Below are 18,750 nucleotides of genomic sequence, written 5' to 3'. Positions count from 1 at the left end.
TGAGACTTGAAACTTAAAACTTTTTAAACCTAAAATTAATGAACCAAGATTATATCATACCAGATAACTGGTCGATTATTGAAGAAGGATTTGAACAAGACCTGGTTAAGTCTTCCGAAAGTTTGTTCAGCATTGGAAACGGTGCCATGGGACAACGTGCAAATTTTGAAGAATACTATTCCGGAAAAACCTTCCAAGGAAGTTATATTGCCGGAATTTATTATCCCGATAAAACAAAAGTGGGTTGGTGGAAAAACGGTTACCCAGAATATTTCGCCAAAGTACTTAATGCTCCAAATTGGATTGGAATTAACATCGAAATTAACGGTGAAAATTTAGATTTGGCCAATTGTGCAGCAGTAAAAAATTTCCGTAGAGAGTTGAATATGAAAGAAGGTTGGTACCATCGTTCTTTTACAGCAACCCTTCAAAACGGAACTGAAATTGAAGTGCAAGTGCGTCGTTTTCTTTCATTGGATTTGGATGAAGTGGGTGTAATAAATTATCAAATTACCGCTTTAAATCAGGATGCGAAAATTGTTTTCAGACCGTATATTGATGCTGGTGTTCACAACGAAGATGCCAACTGGGAAGAAAAATTTTGGGAACCATTACATGTAAAAAATAATGCAAACGAAGCTTTTGTAACAGCAAGAACTTTCAAAACGCATTTTACGGCAACCACTTTTATGCAAAATACGATTTTGGTGGATGGGAAAAATGTGAATGCTTCTCCGTCCAACGTTGCAACTTCAAATGATAAAATTGAATTTTCGTATGAAGTTTCAATTGCAAAAAACCAATCAGCGACTATTCAAAAAATAGGTGGTTACACCGTTTCGATGAACCACGAAAACACAGAAGAAGCGGCTAAAAAAGTTGTGTCTGATGCAATTTCCTTAGGTTACAACCAATTACTAGAAGACCAAATCAAAGCTTGGGCAAAAATTTGGGAAATGAGTGACATTACCATCGATGGTGATGTGAAAGCTCAACAAGGAATTCGTTTCAATATTTTTCAACTAAATCAAACCTATTTAGGGAAAGATTCTCGTTTGAATATTGGTCCAAAAGGATTTACAGGCGAAAAATACGGTGGTTCAACCTATTGGGATACAGAAGCATATTGCATTCCTTTTTATATGGCTACAAAAGATCAGCAAGTAGCCAGAAATCTATTGACGTATCGCTACAATCATTTAGAAAAAGCGATTGAAAATGCAGCAAAACTAGGTTTTAAAAACGGAGCTGCTTTGTACCCGATGGTGACGATGAACGGCGAAGAATGCCATAACGAATGGGAAATTACGTTTGAAGAAATTCACCGAAATGGTGCGATTGCTTTTGCTATTTTTAACTACTATCGTTTTACCGGAGATTACAGCTATATTCCTGAAAAAGGTCTGGAAGTTTTAATCGGAATTGCTCGTTTTTGGCATCAAAGAGCCACCTACTCTACCTATCGAAACCAATATGTAATTTTAGGGGTAACGGGTCCGAATGAATATGAAAACAATGTGAATAATAATTTTTACACCAATTATATTGCCAAATGGTGTATTGATTATACGGTAGAACAAATTCAAAAAATTGAAAAAGAATATTCGTCGGATTATACTCGAATTTTAAATAAAGTAAAACTTTCTGTGGCTGAAATTAACCATTGGAAAGAAGTTGCCGACAATATGTATTTTCCTTTTTCGGAAGAACACGACGTGTATTTGCAGCAGGATGGTTTCTTAGATAAAGAATTGGTAAAAGTTTCAGATTTAGATAAAAGTCAGCGACCGATTAACCAAAAATGGTCGTGGGATAGAATTTTGCGTTCGCCTTACATCAAACAAGCTGACACGTTACAAGGGTTTTATTTCTTTGAAGATCATTTCAGCAAAGAACAATTAGAGAAACATTTTGATTTTTACGAACCATTTACCGTTCACGAAAGTTCGCTTTCGCCTTGTGTTCACTCGATTCAAGCGGCTGTTTTGGATAGAATGGAACAAGCTTATACTTTTTATCTTCGAACTTCCCGTTTGGATTTAGATGATTATAATAAAGAAGTGCACGAAGGTTTACACATCACGTCGATGGCTGGAACTTGGATGAGTATTGTAGAAGGTTTTGGTGGAATGCGTGTTAAAAATGAAACCTTACATTTTGAACCAAAAATCCCAACACAATGGAAAGGATATTCGTTTAAAATTAATTTCAGAAATCAAATTTTAAAAGTTTCTGTTCAATCTAATGAAACGAAATTTTCGTTGGAAGGAAATAAACCTATTACTGTTTTTGTAAAAGGAAAAGAAATCTTGGTTGAACCGAATAGTTTGGTTACCGTATAATAAATTCTCGCAAAGACGCTAAGTCGCAAAGATTTACTTAGCGTCTCTGCGACTTTGCGAGATAAAACAATCAATCATGAAAAAAATTTCATTACTTCTGTTTTGTCTCGCATTTTCATTTTTATCTGCTCAAGTCAATCGAATTGAACCACCTAACTGGTGGACAGGATTTAAAAATGAAAACCTGCAATTGCTCGTGCATCATCCGAACATCGGAAATGCAACACCAAAAATTTCATACGATGGTGTTTCAATCATCAAAGTTCACAAAGCTAAAAGTCCGAACTACTTATTTATCGATGTTAAAATTGATAAATCTACAAAACCGGGAAAATTCAATATTGTTTTTGAATCAGAAAAAGGCAAAAAAATCACACAATCGTACGAATTAAAACCAAAATCTAAACCTTCAGAAGATTTCATCGGTTTCAATAGTTCTGATGCCATTTACCTCATCACTCCTGATCGTTTTGCCAACGGAAATGAAGCGAATGATGTCGTAAAATCGATGCAAGAAACTACGTTAGACAGAACCCACGATTACAAACGTCACGGCGGCGATATTCAAGGGATTACAGACCATATTGATTACATCAAAAACTTAGGATTTACCGCTATTTGGCCAACTCCGGTTTTGACAAATGATATGAAAGGTGGTTCGTATCACGGCTATGCGATGACCGATTTTTATCAAGTAGATCCACGATTTGGAACTTTAACTGATTATAAAAATCTATCCGAAAAACTTCATCAAAATGGTATGAAACTCATTATGGATCAAGTGGCCAATCATTGCGGTAGCGAACACTGGTGGATGAAAGATTTACCTTTTTCAGATTGGGTAAATTATCAAGAACTGTTTGAAAAAGAAAAAAAATACGTCACTTCCAATCACCGAAGAACAAGCAACCAAGATTTGTATGCTTCCGAAAAAGACAAAAAAGAAATGGCCGATGGTTGGTTTGTTTCTTCAATGCCCGATTTGAATCAACGTAATCCGTTTTTGGCAAAATACATCATCCAAAACAGCATTTGGTGGATTGAAACACTTCATTTGAGCGGTATCCGTCAAGACACTTATCCATATCCTGACAAAGTTTTTATGTCGAATTGGGCTGGCGAAATTATGAATGAATATCCTAATTTTAATATTGTTGGAGAAGAATGGAGTTCGAATCCGTTGCTCATTGGCTATTGGCAAAAAGGAGCAAATAATAAAGACGGTTACGAATCGAATTTGCGTTCAACGATGGATTTTGCAATGCAAACACTCATTCCGCAAGCCATTAAAGAAACAGAAAGTTGGGACAAAGGTTTGGCGAAAATTTACGATGGTTTAGCCAACGATTTTCATTATGCTTCGCCAAAAGACATTATGATTTTTCCGGATAATCACGATATGGACCGCATTTTTACACAAATGGAGGAAAATGTTGAAAACACAAAAATGGCTTTGGCTACTTATTTAGTTTTACCAAGAATTCCACAGTTGTATTATGGAACAGAAATTCTAATGCAAAACACGGCAAAACCAGGTGATCACGGCTTAATCCGAACAGATTTTCCGGGTGGATGGAAAGGTGATAAAGTAAATGCTTTTACTGGCGATGGACTTTCTTCAGAAAAAAAAGATATGCAAAGCTATTTGACTAAAATTTTAAATTATAGAAAAAACAGTAAAGCTATTCACGACGGAAAAACGATTCATTTTGCACCAAATAATGGCGTTTATACCTTATTTAGAATGTTGAATGATGAAATTGTTGTTTTAATTTTAAATAAAAATGAATCTGCAAAAGTTGATCTTTCTACATATAAAGAATTAGGTTTTGAAGGTAAAAAAATGAAAAATATCTTAACCGGAGAAGAAATTATTTGGGATAAAGAATTGACTATAAACAAAAAAGGAGCCTATCTTTTTACGACAAAAATGAATTAAAGAATGAAAAAACTCTTTCTTCTATTATTACTTTCAACAATTGGATTTGCTCAAAATGTAAATCGAAAATACATTTCCCATCAATTAAATGAAAACGTTTTGGAAGTAAAAACTTCCGATGGAATGTATTTTCTTCAATTATATAATGATAAAATTGTTGAAACTACTTTCGTTCCAAACGGAGAAAAATTCAATCCAAATTCGCACGCTGTTGTTTTAAAACCGGACAATAATGGTTTTGAATTTAAACAATCAACGGATTATTTAGAAATTAAAACTAATAATTTAGAAGTTCAAATTGCAAAATCTCCTTTTAAAATTTCATATTACAAAAAAGGTGAATTACTTCTTTCCGAAAAATTAGGTTATTTCAAACGCAAACACGAACCACTCGAAAGAGTAAAAGGGAATATTGTATATGATTCAACCGAAGTCATTCAATTCAACATCAATGCAACCGAAAAATTGTATGGTGGTGGAGCAAGAGTTTTAGGAATGAACCGTCGTGGCAACCGATTGGCTCTTTACAACCGAGCCGATTATGGTTACGAAACCCATTCAGAATTGATGAATTTTACGATTCCAATCGTCATATCTTCGCAAAAATATATGGTTCATTTTGATAATGCTCCGATTGGTTATTTGGATTTGGATAGTAAAAAAGAGAATGTGTTGGAATACGAAAGCATTTCCGGCAGAAAAACCTATCAAGTGATTGTGGGCAATACTTGGGAAGATTTAATTTACAATTACACCGAATTAACCGGAAGACAGCCGTTACCTCCTCGTTGGGCTTTAGGCAATTTCTCCTCACGTTTTGGCTATCACTCCGAAGCGGAAGCTAGAAGAACCATCAAGAAATTTCAAGACGAAAAAATTCCGGTAGATGCGATAATCTTAGATCTTTATTGGTTTGGAAAAGAATTGCAAGGCACGATGGGCAATTTGGAAGTGTATCGAGACAGTTTCCCAACTTTTGAAAAAATGGTGGATGATTTTTCTAAAATGGGAATCAAAACCATTCCGATTACAGAACCATTTATTTTAACAACTTCTAAGAAGTGGCAAGAAGCCGTTGAGAAAAAAATTATCGCAACAGATTCCGTTGGAAATCCTTTTACCTATGATTTTTATTTTGGAAACACCGGTATCATTGACATTTTTAAACCAACAGGAAAAAATTGGTTTTGGGATATTTACCGAGATTTAGCCAACAAAGGTGTAAGTGGCGTTTGGGGCGATTTGGGTGAACCCGAAGTTTTTCCCGCAGCAGCAAATACATTTGGCGGAACCGCTGATGAAGTACACAATATTTACGGACACAACTGGGCAAAATTAGTTTTTGAAGGCTATCGCAACGATTTTCCAACGCAAAGACCTTTTATATTGATGCGTTCCGGTTATTCGGGTTCGCAGCGTTATGGAATGATTCCGTGGAGTGGCGATGTGAACAGAACTTGGGGTGGATTATCAGGTCAAGTGGAAATTTCATTACAAATGGGAATGCAAGGTTTGGCCTACATGCATTCTGATTTGGGGGGCTTTGCGGGGGCAAATTTAGATGACGAATTATATGTACGTTGGTTGCAATACGGTGTTTTCAATCCGATCTTTCGTCCGCATGCACAATCGGATGTAGCTTCTGAACCGATTTTCAGAAGTGATTGGGCGAAAAACTTAGCAAAACAAGCGATTGAATTGCGTTATCAAATGCTTCCTTACAATTATAGTTTGGCTTATGAAAATTCGAAAACCGGAAAACCTTTAATGCGTCCGCTGTTTTTTGAAGAACCTGAAAATGAAGCATTATTGACTAAATCCGATGGCTATTTATGGGGAAAAGATTTTCTGATTTATCCGATTATGGAAGCGAAACAATCAACGAAGGAAGTTTATTTTCCTAAAAATGGAAATTGGATAGATTTTTATTCGAATAAAAAATACGTCGGTGGTTCAACCGAAAAAATAAATGTAACCGAAAATCATATTCCAACTTTTGTGCGAAGTGGCGTTTTGATTCCGATGACAAAAGTTGTGCAAACAAGCAACAATTATCTAAATTCAAACTTAGATTTACATCTTTATTTTGATGAAAAAGTAACTTCAAGCGAACGCCAATTTTATTTTGACGAAGGAAATAATTCAACTGAAAATAATCCTGAACTGCTGACTTGCGAAACAGAAATATCAGAAAAAGAACTTCTTCTTTCGATAAAAAGTAATTCATTAAAATCAAAAGGAAAAGCAGGTAAATTTCATATTTATCAGTTGAATAAAAAACCGAAATCCATCATCATCAATGATAAAAAAATGAAATTTCAATACGATAAAAAATCAAAAAAATTGGAATTTGATTATTTGCTAAGCACTAATAACATGAACATAAAAATTAAATTATAATGAAACAATTCTTTTCCACACTAATCTTATGTTGTATGATTGTAGGATGTTCACCAAAAAAAGAAACCGTTCAAGTGCAAACACCTTTTGTTTGGGAAGGTGCCAATTTGTACTTCCTACTTATCGACCGATTTAACAACGGAAATCCTGAAAATGACTCAATCATTCGAAGAGATAAAGAAACCGGCGTTCTCCGTAATTTTATGGGTGGCGATATCAAAGGGATTACGCAAAAAATCGATGAAGGCTATTTTAGCGATTTGGGAATTAATGCCATTTGGATGACACCTGTTGTAGAACAAATTCACGGATCAGTGGATGAAGGAACAGGAAATTCGTATGGTTTCCACGGCTACTGGACTAAAGATTGGACAGCAATCGACCCAAGTTTTGGATCAAAAGATGATTTGAAAGAATTGGTTGAAAAAGCTCATGCCAAAGGAATCCGAATTGTGTTGGATGCCGTGATTAATCATACCGGACCAGTAACTGATTTAGATCCCGTTTGGCCGGAAAGTTGGGTGCGAACCGGACCGAAATGTTCGTATGACACCTATCAAAATTACATTGATTGTACGCTAGTTGAAAACCTTCCGGACATTAAAACAGAAAGCAATGAAGATGTGGAATTACCTCCAGCTTTAGTTGAAAAATGGAAAAAAGAAGGTCGTTATGAGCAAGAAGTAGCCGAGTTAGATGAATTTTTCAAGCGAACAGGTTATCCAAGAGCTCCGAAATATTATATCATGAAATGGTTGTCCGATTACATCACCGATTATGGAATTGATGGTTATCGAGTGGATACAGTAAAACACACCACCGAAGATGTTTGGGCTGATTTTGAAAAAGTGTGTAAAGACGCTTTTACACAATACAAAAAAGACAATCCTGCTAAAGTGTTGGACGATAATGAATTTTTTATCGTAGGTGAAGTGTACGGTTACGGCATCAGTGGCAAGCAACTTTACAATTTTGGCGACAAAAAAGTAAACTATTTTGAAAACGGATTTGGGTCACTCATCAATTTTGATTTTAAAGGCGATGCCAATAAACCGTACGAAGAACTTTTCAATACTTATTCTTCGGTTTTAAGTTCCGATTTAAAAGGGTTGAGTGTGATGAATTATGTTTCATCCCACGATGATGGTTGGCCATTTGACAAGAAAAGAGAAAAAGCCTTCGATGCCGGCACAAAATTATTATTAACACCCGGAATTTCGCAAGTGTATTATGGCGATGAAACAGCTCGTTCGTTAGAAATTGAAGGAACCGAAGGTGATGCTACCTTGCGTTCGTTTATGAATTGGGAAGATATTAAAACCAATGAAAACACCAAAAACGTATTGACACACTTTCAAAAAATTGGTCAATTCCGAAAAAATCATCCGGCGATTGGAGCAGGAATTCATAAAGAAATTTCAAAAGCTCCGTTTTATACTTTTAGCAGAACATTTACAAAAGGAGATTTTACCGATAAAGTGGTAATTGGTTTGGAATTGCCTTTCGGAAAAAAAGAAATTAATGTCTCATCCATTTTTGAAGATGGAACAGAAGTTCACGATGCTTTTTCCGGAATTTCAACTATTGTAAAAGATGGAAAAGTGATAATTGATAGTCAAATGGGAATTGTATTATTGGAGAGAAAATAAATTCAAAATACTTTTACCTAACCAAAAGCGTTTATAATCAAAAAGATTGTAAACGCTTTTTTTAAATCATTTTTTTTAGAGTTAAAAGATTAATTGCTTTATTCCTATATTTGAACACATCAATAAAAAACAACCTTTTTAATGAATTTTTTCAGCATAAATTCTGTTTCAAAGCCACTTCTCCAACGAATTATTCTTGTGTTTTTTATTGGATTATTAACCGCTTGCACTTCCTACAAAACCCAAATGGGAAGTCAGGCAACATCTTTTTACAGTAATCAAACACTTGATACAACCACCATTGTTTATTCGGTTTTTTTAACGGGAAACGCAGCTAATACTCAAAATGATGGAGCGACTCCTTCCCTATCCAATTTTAAAAAAAGATTGGAAAAAGCTTCAAAAAATAGTACGACTCTTTTTTTAGGCGATAATATTTTTCCGTTAAACGGATTCAATCAAAACAAAACAAAAGCGGAAGAAAAAATCACGTCTCAATTAAATTTAACCGAAAAATTCAAAGGAAAAGTATTTTTTATTCCCGGCAAAAGCGATTGGGGAAATTCGACTTCTTCCATTTTGGCTCAAGAAAATTTTATTTCAAAATATAAGAAAAAGGAAAGCAAACTAATTCCTCAAAATGCATGCGGAATCGAATTTATTTCGTTGAGTAATGAAGTTGAATTGGTTGCCATCGACTCGCAATGGTTTTTGGAAGATTGGAATGAGCACACCGAAATCAACAAAGGATGTAGCATTAAAACCCGTGAACAATTTTTTGATGAACTCGACAGTCATCTTTTGGAAAATCAAGAAAAAACAATTCTCTTAGCCATTCATCACCCACTTTTGAGTAACGGAATTTATGGCGGTCAGTATTCCTTGGACGAACAACTTTTTCCGTTTGATACTAAAATTCCGCTTCCAATTGCCGGAAGTTTTTATAACCTTTTCCGAAAAGCAAGCGGCTATAAAACCGAGGATTTGCAACATGCTTCCTATCGCGAAATGGCCGATAGAATAAAAGCCACCGTTCAAAAATACAATCATGTTGTCGTAGTTTCCGGTCATGAACAAAACTTGCAGTACATCAACAAAGACGGAATTCAGCAAATCATAAGTGGTTCCGGTGCTCATTTTTCAGCAGCAAGAGCAGTTAACCCAAAAGATTTTAGCTATGGAGGCTATGGCTATGCCGTGGTAGATGTGTATGAAAACGGAGCTTCAACCGTTTCTTATTACACTACTTCCAACCGAAAAGAAGTGTTACTTTTTAAACAAAAAATTAGAGAACCGGAGCTAAACATCAAACATCAAAATTATCCTAAACAATTTGACCCTACAATAAAAAGATCTATTTTCGGAAAGCCGGTTAGTCGAAAAAGCGACGTTTATCAATTTCTTTGGGGAAAACATTACAAAGGCTATTATAAACAAGAAATTGCATTAAGAACTGTTGGTTTAGACACGCTTTATGGCGGTTTAAAACCAATCGGTTTGGATAATGAAGGAACAACAAATTCCCTTTTGTTAAAAGATAAAAACGGAAAAGAATTTGTAATGACTCCGCTCGAAAAAGATGCTTCTTCGTTTTTTAAATCGTTAGCTTATAAAAATGAAAAACAAAAAAACCAGGCCGATAATGCTCTTTCAGAAGATTTTTTGAGGGATTATTTTACAACTATTCATCCGTTTACGCCGTTAGTTATTTCAGGACTTTCTAAGGCGATTGGCGTTAGTTCAACTCAACCGAAATTATTTTTTGTTCCTAATCAAAATAGCTTAGGCAATTACAACGAAAATTTTGGTGGTAATTTATATTTGATTTCAGAGAAAATAAATTCTTCTCAAAAAAGCCTTTCTACTTTCGGAAAACCGTCTTCGATTATTGATACGGATGAAATGCTTCACAACATTAGAACCGATAAAAATCATGTGGTTGACAAAGAAAATTATATCCGAGCTCGTCTTTTTGATATGCTCATCGGCGATGGTGATAGACAGGAAAAAAATTGGCGATGGGGCGTTCATCAAGAAAAAGGAAAAACAATTTATCGCCCGATACCGTTGAATCGCGACCAAGCTTTTGCCAAATACGACGGAGCCTTTTTATGGCTTTTGAAAAGTATTCCGGCCATGGGACAAATGCATTCCTACTCTTATAATCACAAAAAAACCAAAGAATTCAACAAACAAGCGTATGCTTTGGACTTAGCTCTTTTATCGGATATTGATGAAAAAGCATGGGAAAAACAGGCAAAATTTATTCAAGACAATTTAACCAACGATATCATTAATAAAGCATTTTTACAATTGCCTTATGAATTGCAGGACGAAACGACTTCCAAACTGAAATTGTATTTGAGAAATCGTCTCAAAAAATTAAATCAAACCGCTCAACATTATCAAAAGTTATTAGACAAAAAAACGTTGATTGTTGGAACAATGCAAGATGATGTTTTTGTGATTAATCGTTTATCCAACGGCAAAACTTCTGTTGTGGTTTATAATGGGAAAAAAGTACCCGCCAACATTGTGTATGAAAAAACATTTACCAAAAAACAAACCAAAGAAATATGGCTTTTTGGCTTAGAAGGAAAAGACGAATTTAGTATGGAAGGAAAAGAATTCAGCAACGTCAAGATTAGATTAATTGGTGGTTTGAATCAAGATTCGTATGTGATTGAAAACGGTAAAAAAGTCAAAATCCATGATTTCAAATCAAATAATATATTGAATGTAGATAAGAAAACAACTGTCTTACTTTCAAACGATTATGAAACAAACACCTACAATTATAAAAAACCAAATTTTGATGAATTTACCGGAGTTCCTTTAGTTGGCTATAACCCTGATGACGGCATTCGATTAGGCGTTCGATTAGATTTTACCAAAAAAGGATATTTAGGCAATCCGTTTTCACAAAAACACACAGCCGATCTCAACTATTATTTTGCTACCAAAGGCTATGAATTAGGTTATTCCGGAATTGTAAAAAAAGCATTTTCCTTTTTTGATTTGGTAATTGATGCTCAAGCGACCAGCTCTAATTTTGTACAAAACTTTTTTGGTTTTGGAAACGCCACCAACAATGATGCTGATGAATTTGATTTCAATCGGGTTCGGATTGCTTCCTACAAAGTGAGTCCCGGATTGGTATGGCAAAAAACCAAAAGTTCCAGTTTTACTGGTCGTGTAAATTTTGAAGCCTACAAAGTGGAAGACACACCCGAACGATTTATTTCAACCGGAGTTGTAGATGAACGTGTTTTTGATTATCAAAATTTTGCCGGTGTTGGATTAGAATATCAATTCAAAAATTATGACAATCATTTTATTCCTTCGTTGGGAATGGGCTTTCAGGTTTTAGGAAAATGGAATGCAAATTTGGGTGATTTTTCAAGACAAGTTCCTTCGGCCGAAGCTGCTGTAAACTTTGTATTCCGATTGACACCGGATGCTCAATGGATTTTGGAAACTACCATAAAAGGAAAATCACTTTTTAGTTCTGATTACGAATTTTATCAAGCGGCTAATTTGGGTGGCGATAATGATTTACGAGGATTTAGAGACAATCGCTTTTCCGGAAAAACAGCTGCTTTTCAAGGAACCGATTTGCGGTATGCAATCGGACAAATTAAAAACCCATTTGCTCCTGTAAATTATGGTGCTTTTGTTGGATTTGATTATGGAAGAGTTTGGTTTCCTGGCGAAAGCACTTCAAAGTGGCATCAATCAACCGGGTTTGGATTGTGGTTAAATAGCAGTAACATGATTTCTTCTACACTTTCGTATTTTCATTCGAGTGATGGAGGTAGGATTGCGTTTGGGATGAAATTTAATTTTTAGGTTTTACCACGAATTCACGAATATTTTTTTGACAGCCGCTGATTCGCTGATTGAGTTTGAAAAAATCAGCGAATCAGCGGCTAAAAATTAACCTAATCTTGATGCTGAAAAATAAGCTTTGTGAAATTGATTTCTAAACTTTGTGAAAATCTTTTCCAATGAAATCAAATTTCTATTTGTTAGTTATCTTCGCTTTGACATTAATGAATTGCTCTAAAATGAAAAAACCACTCAACATTGGTCATCGAGGTGCGATGGGACACGAAACAGAAAACACGATTGCTTCCGTTAAAAAAGCATTGGAGTTAAATGTGGATATGATTGAAATTGATGTTTTTTTGATAAAAAGCGGTGAGCTGGTTGTTTTTCATGATGAAACTTTAGACAGTTTAACTAATACTTCCGGGAAGATTGAAGATTTTACGCTTGAAGAATTACAAAAAGTGGTAGTGAAAGGAAACCATCAAATTCCAACGTTAGAAGAAGTTATTAAAACGATTGACAAAAAAGTACCTCTTAACATTGAATTAAAAGGAAAAAACACAGCAAAACCTACTTTTGAATTATTGGAAAAATACTATCAAGAAGGTTGGAAGAAAGATGATTTTGTGATTTCCAGTTTTGTATGGGATGAATTGGAAACATTCAGAAAATTGGATGATAAAATATCTATCGCAATTCTAACGGAAGAAAATCCTATAGATGCAATTGAGATAGGAAAAAAGTTAAAAGCTGTTGCCATCAATCCGTGGTGGAAAACGTTAACAGAAGAAAATAGTCAACGAATTCACGACGAAGGTTTTCTTATTTACACTTATACGGTTAACGAACCAACAGACATTAAATTTGTTACAGAATTGGGTGTGGATGGAATTTTTTGTAATTTCCCCGAAAGATTACACTAATGTATGATGTCCTGATTATAGGTGGTGGTGCAGCCGGTTTTTTTACCGCTATCAACCTCGCCGAAAAAAATCCTAACTATAAAATTGCGATTCTTGAACGTGGAAAGGAAGTGCTCACGAAAGTGCGTGTTTCCGGTGGCGGACGTTGCAATGTAACTCACGCTTGTTTTGTTCCAAACGATTTAGTGAAATTTTATCCGCGTGGCGAAAAAGAATTGCGAGGTCCGTTTCATCAATTTTGTTCCGGCGATACGATTGAATGGTTTGAAAAACATGGTGTAGAATTAAAAATTGAAGAAGATGGACGGATGTTTCCGGTTTCAGATTCTTCGCAAACCATTATTGATTGTTTTTTAAATGCAACCCAAAAACATAAAATTGAAATCTTAACCGGTCAAAGTGTGCAGTCTATTTTTCGTTCGGAAGATAATTGGAAAGTAGAAACCAATCAGCAAACTTTTCGTTGTGAAAATTTAGTGATGACCACCGGAAGCAATCCAAAAATTTGGGAAATGCTTGAAAGATTAGGTCATTCCATTGTTCCGCCGGTTCCTTCCCTATTTACATTTAACATTAAAGACAAACGAATTAAGGATTTAATGGGTTTATCGGCTTTTGCTTCTGTAAAGGTGCAAAACTCAAAACTTTCGGCTTCGGGACCGCTTTTGATCACACATTGGGGAATGAGTGGTCCGGGAATTTTGCGACTTTCCGCTTGGGGAGCAAGAGAATTATTTGATAAAAATTACCAATTTATATTAGAAGTCAATTGGCTCAATGATGCCACTTTAGAAGAAACTGAAAACCAGTTGAAAGATTTAAAATTAGAACATGCCAAAAAAATCGTAGTCAAAAAATCCCCTTTTGATTTCCCGAATCGTTTATGGGAAAGTTTGGTTTTGGCTTCAGAAATTTCGTTGGAAACCAAGTGGGCCGATTTGTCTAAAAAACAACTTCAAAATTTAACCTTGCAATTGACGAATGGAAAATTTCAAGTAAACGGAAAAAGTACTTTTAAAGAAGAATTTGTTACCGCAGGTGGAATCGATTTAAAGGAAATTAATTTTAAAACGATGGAAAGTAAATTACTTCCAAAAGTATATTTTGCCGGAGAAATTGTAAATATTGATGCCATTACTGGCGGGTTCAATTTTCAAAATGCGTGGACGAGTGGGTTTATTGTGAGTGAAAGTATCACTAAACTCTAATTCAAAACCAAAGAATTCACATTCAAATAATTACAATTATCTAAAAATCAATTATATTTGATTAACCAAAACCAATACGATGAAAAAAACTTTACTTTTCGTTTTTCTTCTTTTAGTATCGAACTCTTTTTTTGCACAAATTACAACTCCTCCCGATTTAACTGCATGTGGTCTGGGCGGAGCAGCAGCATTTGATTTAACAATTAATCAACCAATCATTTTAAGTACTGTTTCAAATCCAATTGACTATACAGTTACTTATCATGAAACGCAATCAGATGCAGATAATAATACCACTGCAATTACAAATCCCACTTCTTACATAAACATAAATAATCCACAAATAATTTATGTTCGAGTTGAAAATAGTCAAACAAGTGAAGTTGAATTTACCTATTTTGAATTACAGTTAAATCAAATACCAAATCCTTCTTCAGCGGAACTTTTTTGGTGTGACCCAAATGAATTGCCAATTTATAATTTAGAGGAGGCTATTCCTCAAATTACTAATGGAGCATCGTCATTAACAGTAAGTTTTTATGAAACATTAATAGAAGCAGAACTAAATTCAAATCCTATTCCAAACAACACGTATGTTCCTTTACAATTTCCTGTTGAAATCCTTTTTGTAAGGGCAGAAGATTCTCTTACTGGCTGTTTTGCAACTACGACACTTACTTTAAACACACATAATTGCAATTTAGATTGTCAATCTGCCGTAAACTTAACTGCAAACAACATAACGGATACTTCAACAACAATAACTTGGTCTAGTCTACCAGAAAGTGCTAATGTACCGGCTTATTGGAGTCTTATCTTAGTTCCATATGGAGAACCTTTTAATGGAGCAAACAATCTAATAACACAAACCCCTAATTTTACTTTTACAAGTTTAATTCCCAACACCTGTTATTCAGTTTATGTTTCATCACATTGTTTTATTAATGGCACGGTTGCAATTTCAATGACCGATCCTTTACATTTTTGTACTATAGATTGCACCAACAACGGTCAATGTCCGGAACAATTAAATTTAATTGCTTTTGTTGACGAAAACAATAATGGTACAAAAGAGGAAGAGGAAATACTATTTAATAGCGGTTCATTTGTTTATGAAATAAATAATTCAGGCGAAACTATTTATGGAAATTCAGGAAATGGTAATTTTACAATTTTTGAATCCAACCCGGATAATAGTTACGACTTTAGTTTTGAAGTGAATGATGCTTTAGCTGCTTATTTTTCATCCACCGCAACTTATTCAAACATTACTGCTCCTGAAGGAAGTGGTTTATCAACCTATTATTTCCCTATTACATCCATTCAACCGTATGCCGATGTAAGTGTTACACTATTTGCAAATTCGCAACCAAGACCTGGATTTACTTATACAAATACTATTGCTATCAAAAACAATAGTTATACAACTGTTCCTTTTGGAAATATAAGTTTTACAAAAGATAATGATGTTACTATTATATCTGTGTCAGAAATTAGTATAGTATCAACTGCTTCTGGTTTTGATTATAGCTATTCAGACTTGGCTCCGTTTGAAACTCGTTATCTAACTGTTACGATGCAAGTGCCAACAATGCCAACTGTAAACTTAGGTGATGTTTTAACCAATTCCGTTTCTATAGAAGCGATTGAAAATGAGGTTAATTTAACAAACAACACGTTCTCCTTATCACAAGTTGTAGTTGGTTCGTATGATCCAAATGATAAAAACGAATCGCATGGTGGAAAAATTGTGTTTGCGGATTTTACGGCAGACGATTATCTTTATTACACCATTCGTTTTGAAAATACCGGAACAGCTGCAGCAGAATTTATCAGAATTGAAGACACATTGCAAAACAGTTTAGATGAAACAACTTTTGAAATGCTAAATGCCAGTCATCAGTATAATGTAAGAAGAACTGATAATCAATTGGTTTGGAATTTCTTAGATATTGATTTACCGCCAACCATCGAAGATGCAGAATTAAGTCAAGGTTTTATTCACTTTAAAATTAAACCAAAACCGGGATTTGCGATTGGAGATATGATTGAAAATACAGCCGAAATTTATTTTGATTACAATCCACCCATTATAACTAACACGATAGAATCTGAATTTGTTGAGAATTTATCGGTTGCGGATTTTTCTGTTTCAAGAGTGGTTCTGTATCCAAATCCGACAAAGAACAATTTTCAGATTCAGTTGAGCGGAAGTGATTTTATTGAACAAATTTCTGTTTTTGATGTGCTAGGAAAACGTATTTATAAACAAAATATGATTGAAAGTAATTCTGCATCAGTTGATACTTCTACTTTTAATGAAGGAATTTATTTGGTGGAAATTACAACAACATCCAATCAACGAATTCTCAAAAAAATAGTGAAACAATAAAATTGAAAAAGGGTGAAAGAAATTTTGCCCTTTTTTCATGAATGATTTTCTGTTAGTAAAAATTTCCTTTGAAGCACTTCACCCCTGCCCGGGATTGAAACGGAAAGCCCACAGCACCGAAACTTTAAAATGCTTAAAGTGGCAAAGCGACCAACGGGAGCTCTTGCCGGTTTGTAGCATTTTTAGTTTTGGGGCGAGGACTTGCAGTGAAAAGCCCGATAAGGCACAAAAAATTAAAATAATTCGTTACGGTATTCCCAAACTTTAAGGAGGAAGAGACCAAAAAACACAACAGAAACTACAAACTTCATAAACGTGGAAGCCAAAAACCCGATGAAAGAACCGGTTGCGGCTTTGAATGCTTTTTGAGAATCTTTGGAATCATTAATCATTTCGCCGACAAAAGCTCCTATGAATGGACCGATGATGAATCCGAATGGAATGGGTGCAAAAATGCCAACAATCAAGCCAATATTTGTTCCCCAAATTCCGTATTTGCTTCCACCAAATCGTTTGGTTCCTTTGGCGGGAATGACGTAATCGAGAATCCCGACTACGAGTGCAACAAATAAAGTTACGCCCAAAACGGTATAACTCATTGGCACGGCTTTGGTGAGATACAACAACAAAAGTCCGACCCAACTGATGGGTGGTCCGGGCAAAACGGGTAAAATACTGCCGAGAATGCCGATTATCATTAAAATGAATGCGATGAGTAAAAGTGCGTAATCCATTTTTTTTGTTACAATTTATTTGCTATTTTTAATTTTTTTAAAACCCAAATGTAATTAAAATTTTATGTAACAGCCACATTCAAAACTTTTATGAAAATTTTCAAAAATACCATCTCTATACATTTCATCTTTCTGTTTTTTGTTTTGATTTTATCAAATTTTCAATCTTTTGCTCAACATTTAAAAGTTGGCGACAGCTTATTTTCGATGGGTTTTTATAACAAAGCCATTGAAAACTATTCGCTTTCCAAAGAAAATATAAAGGAATTTAAAATTGCCAAAGTGCATGAAGCTAATGGTGATTTTATAAACACTTTAAAACATTTAGAAAATTATAGAGCTGCTGATAGTTTAAATTCATCGGCTAATTTTATGTATGGAAAGACTTTGTTACATCTTAAAGAAACAAAAAAAGCGATAGCAACTTTTGAAAAACTAACCAAGGAAAACGAAAATCCAACCTATAATTACTATCTAGGATTGGCCTTTGAACAAGATGTAAAAATTATTCAAGCACTAAAAACTTTTCAAAAAGTAATTGAATTGGATAATTTTCATTTAAAAAGCAATTACAAAGTAGCCTTGTTTGAAATGCGAGCAGAACGATGGGAAAAAGCAACGCTAATTATTGACAAAATACTAAAACAACAACCGGAAAATACTGATTTTCTGTCATTAAAAGCACAATGTCTTTATGGAAAATCTGATTTTAAGAATGCTAAAAAAGCATTTGAGTATTTGATTGAATTAAATTTTAAAGAACAATTTGTTTATGAAAAAATCGCTCTTTGTTTACTAAAATTAAAAGAACATCAAAAATCAATTGAAGCCTTTGAAGCATTGATGATTCAATTTGAACAGCTTGATAATCCTGATTTTCACTACAATATCGGCTTAAATTATGGCTATTTAAAAAACTTAAAAAAGGCCGAAAAACATTTGCTACTATCAAAAGAATTGAAAAAGGCGACATTTGAAAACGAATATTTTTCGATTGCTCTTTTTAATCAAGAAAATGGAAATTTGACTAAAGCATTAACGTTTTACAAAAAAACAATTCAGGAACAACCGGAGTATTTGGAAGCTCATTATCAAATTGCGATTATTACCGATGAAACTTCAAAAGATTTAGCTGTGAAACTTAAAACATTTGAAAATTTAAAAACTAAATTTCCGGATATGAACAGTGAAAAACTTTCTTATGTAGATCATAGAATTAAGGCAATTAAAAAAGAAATTCATTTGAAAGGTTAATTTTTAAAAATAATTGTAATTTTGAACAAATTGACTTGAATTATTTGACTTGAAATACTTTTGTTTTTTACTCCTCAT

10 protein-coding genes are annotated in these 18,750 nt (G+C 34.3%); 9 read left to right on the top strand and 1 reads right to left on the bottom strand.

From position 1 onward, the window contains the following. Positions 1–38 precede the first annotated feature (38 nt). The 8 genes from M0M57_RS09045 to M0M57_RS09010 all read left to right on the top strand — a co-directional run bounded on the left by M0M57_RS09045 (position 39) and on the right by M0M57_RS09010 (position 16,684). A complete protein-coding gene (locus M0M57_RS09045) occupies positions 39–2,342 on the top strand; it encodes a glycoside hydrolase family 65 protein (protein WP_248432729.1) in 2,304 nt (767 codons plus the stop codon). A 76-nt stretch (positions 2,343–2,418) separates the two neighbouring features. After that, positions 2,419–4,281: a glycoside hydrolase family 13 protein gene (locus M0M57_RS09040; RefSeq protein ID WP_248432728.1), complete on the top strand. Its 1,863-nt coding sequence runs from the start codon at positions 2,419–2,421 to the stop codon at positions 4,279–4,281. A 3-nt stretch (positions 4,282–4,284) separates the two neighbouring features. Continuing rightward, positions 4,285–6,681, top strand: coding sequence for a glycoside hydrolase family 31 protein (locus M0M57_RS09035; RefSeq protein WP_248432727.1), 2,397 nt, complete (start codon positions 4,285–4,287; stop codon positions 6,679–6,681). Further along, positions 6,681–8,330 (top strand): alpha-amylase family glycosyl hydrolase, encoded by a 1,650-nt coding sequence (locus M0M57_RS09030; protein WP_248432726.1) that lies wholly within the window; start codon positions 6,681–6,683, stop codon positions 8,328–8,330. The genes M0M57_RS09035 and M0M57_RS09030 overlap by 1 nt, the downstream gene beginning before the upstream one ends. 141 nt (positions 8,331–8,471) lie before the next feature. After that, positions 8,472–12,179 carry a BamA/TamA family outer membrane protein gene (locus M0M57_RS09025; RefSeq protein ID WP_248432725.1) on the top strand — a complete coding sequence of 1,236 codons (3,708 nt, stop codon included), beginning with the start codon at positions 8,472–8,474 and terminating at the stop codon, positions 12,177–12,179. A 218-nt stretch (positions 12,180–12,397) separates the two neighbouring features. Continuing rightward, complete coding sequence (locus M0M57_RS09020) at positions 12,398–13,084, top strand: glycerophosphodiester phosphodiesterase (RefSeq protein ID WP_248432724.1); 687 nt, start codon at positions 12,398–12,400, stop codon at positions 13,082–13,084. Further along, positions 13,084–14,292, top strand: coding sequence for a BaiN/RdsA family NAD(P)/FAD-dependent oxidoreductase (locus tag M0M57_RS09015; protein WP_407647426.1), 1,209 nt, complete (start codon positions 13,084–13,086; stop codon positions 14,290–14,292). Before M0M57_RS09020 ends, M0M57_RS09015 begins: the two co-directional genes overlap by 1 nt. A 79-nt stretch (positions 14,293–14,371) precedes the next feature. Further along, positions 14,372–16,684, top strand: a complete 2,313-nt coding sequence (locus tag M0M57_RS09010) for a T9SS type A sorting domain-containing protein (protein WP_248432723.1) — start codon at positions 14,372–14,374, stop codon at positions 16,682–16,684. A 233-nt stretch (positions 16,685–16,917) separates the two neighbouring features. On the opposite strand, the gene M0M57_RS09005 is transcribed toward M0M57_RS09010, so the two are convergent. Next, positions 16,918–17,418, bottom strand: a complete 501-nt coding sequence (locus tag M0M57_RS09005; RefSeq protein ID WP_248432722.1) for a DUF456 domain-containing protein — start codon at positions 17,416–17,418, stop codon at positions 16,918–16,920. A gap of 90 nt (positions 17,419–17,508) precedes the next feature. Here M0M57_RS09005 and M0M57_RS09000 point away from each other — a divergent pair, with 90 nt between their 5' ends. Further along, entirely contained in the window at positions 17,509–18,672 is a 1,164-nt protein-coding gene (locus M0M57_RS09000) for a tetratricopeptide repeat protein (protein WP_248432721.1), read from the top strand. Positions 18,673–18,750 lie beyond the last annotated feature (78 nt).

This window comes from Flavobacterium azooxidireducens, from assembly GCF_023195775.1.
GTDB classification, from domain to species: domain Bacteria; phylum Bacteroidota; class Bacteroidia; order Flavobacteriales; family Flavobacteriaceae; genus Flavobacterium; species Flavobacterium azooxidireducens.
Note: the sequence above shows the minus strand (reverse complement) of the source record. Positions and strands in the feature narration are given on the sequence as shown.

Coding starts and splice junctions, on each gene's coding strand:
- M0M57_RS09045 (WP_248432729.1), top strand. CDS start 39: ATGAACCAAGATTATATCATACCAGATAACTGGTCGATTATTGAAGAA.
- M0M57_RS09040 (WP_248432728.1), top strand. CDS start 2,419: ATGAAAAAAATTTCATTACTTCTGTTTTGTCTCGCATTTTCATTTTTA.
- M0M57_RS09035 (WP_248432727.1), top strand. CDS start 4,285: ATGAAAAAACTCTTTCTTCTATTATTACTTTCAACAATTGGATTTGCT.
- M0M57_RS09030 (WP_248432726.1), top strand. CDS start 6,681: ATGAAACAATTCTTTTCCACACTAATCTTATGTTGTATGATTGTAGGA.
- M0M57_RS09025 (WP_248432725.1), top strand. CDS start 8,472: ATGAATTTTTTCAGCATAAATTCTGTTTCAAAGCCACTTCTCCAACGA.
- M0M57_RS09020 (WP_248432724.1), top strand. CDS start 12,398: ATGAAAAAACCACTCAACATTGGTCATCGAGGTGCGATGGGACACGAA.
- M0M57_RS09015 (WP_407647426.1), top strand. CDS start 13,084: ATGTATGATGTCCTGATTATAGGTGGTGGTGCAGCCGGTTTTTTTACC.
- M0M57_RS09010 (WP_248432723.1), top strand. CDS start 14,372: ATGAAAAAAACTTTACTTTTCGTTTTTCTTCTTTTAGTATCGAACTCT.
- M0M57_RS09005 (WP_248432722.1), bottom strand. CDS start 17,418: ATGGATTACGCACTTTTACTCATCGCATTCATTTTAATGATAATCGGC.
- M0M57_RS09000 (WP_248432721.1), top strand. CDS start 17,509: ATGAAAATTTTCAAAAATACCATCTCTATACATTTCATCTTTCTGTTT.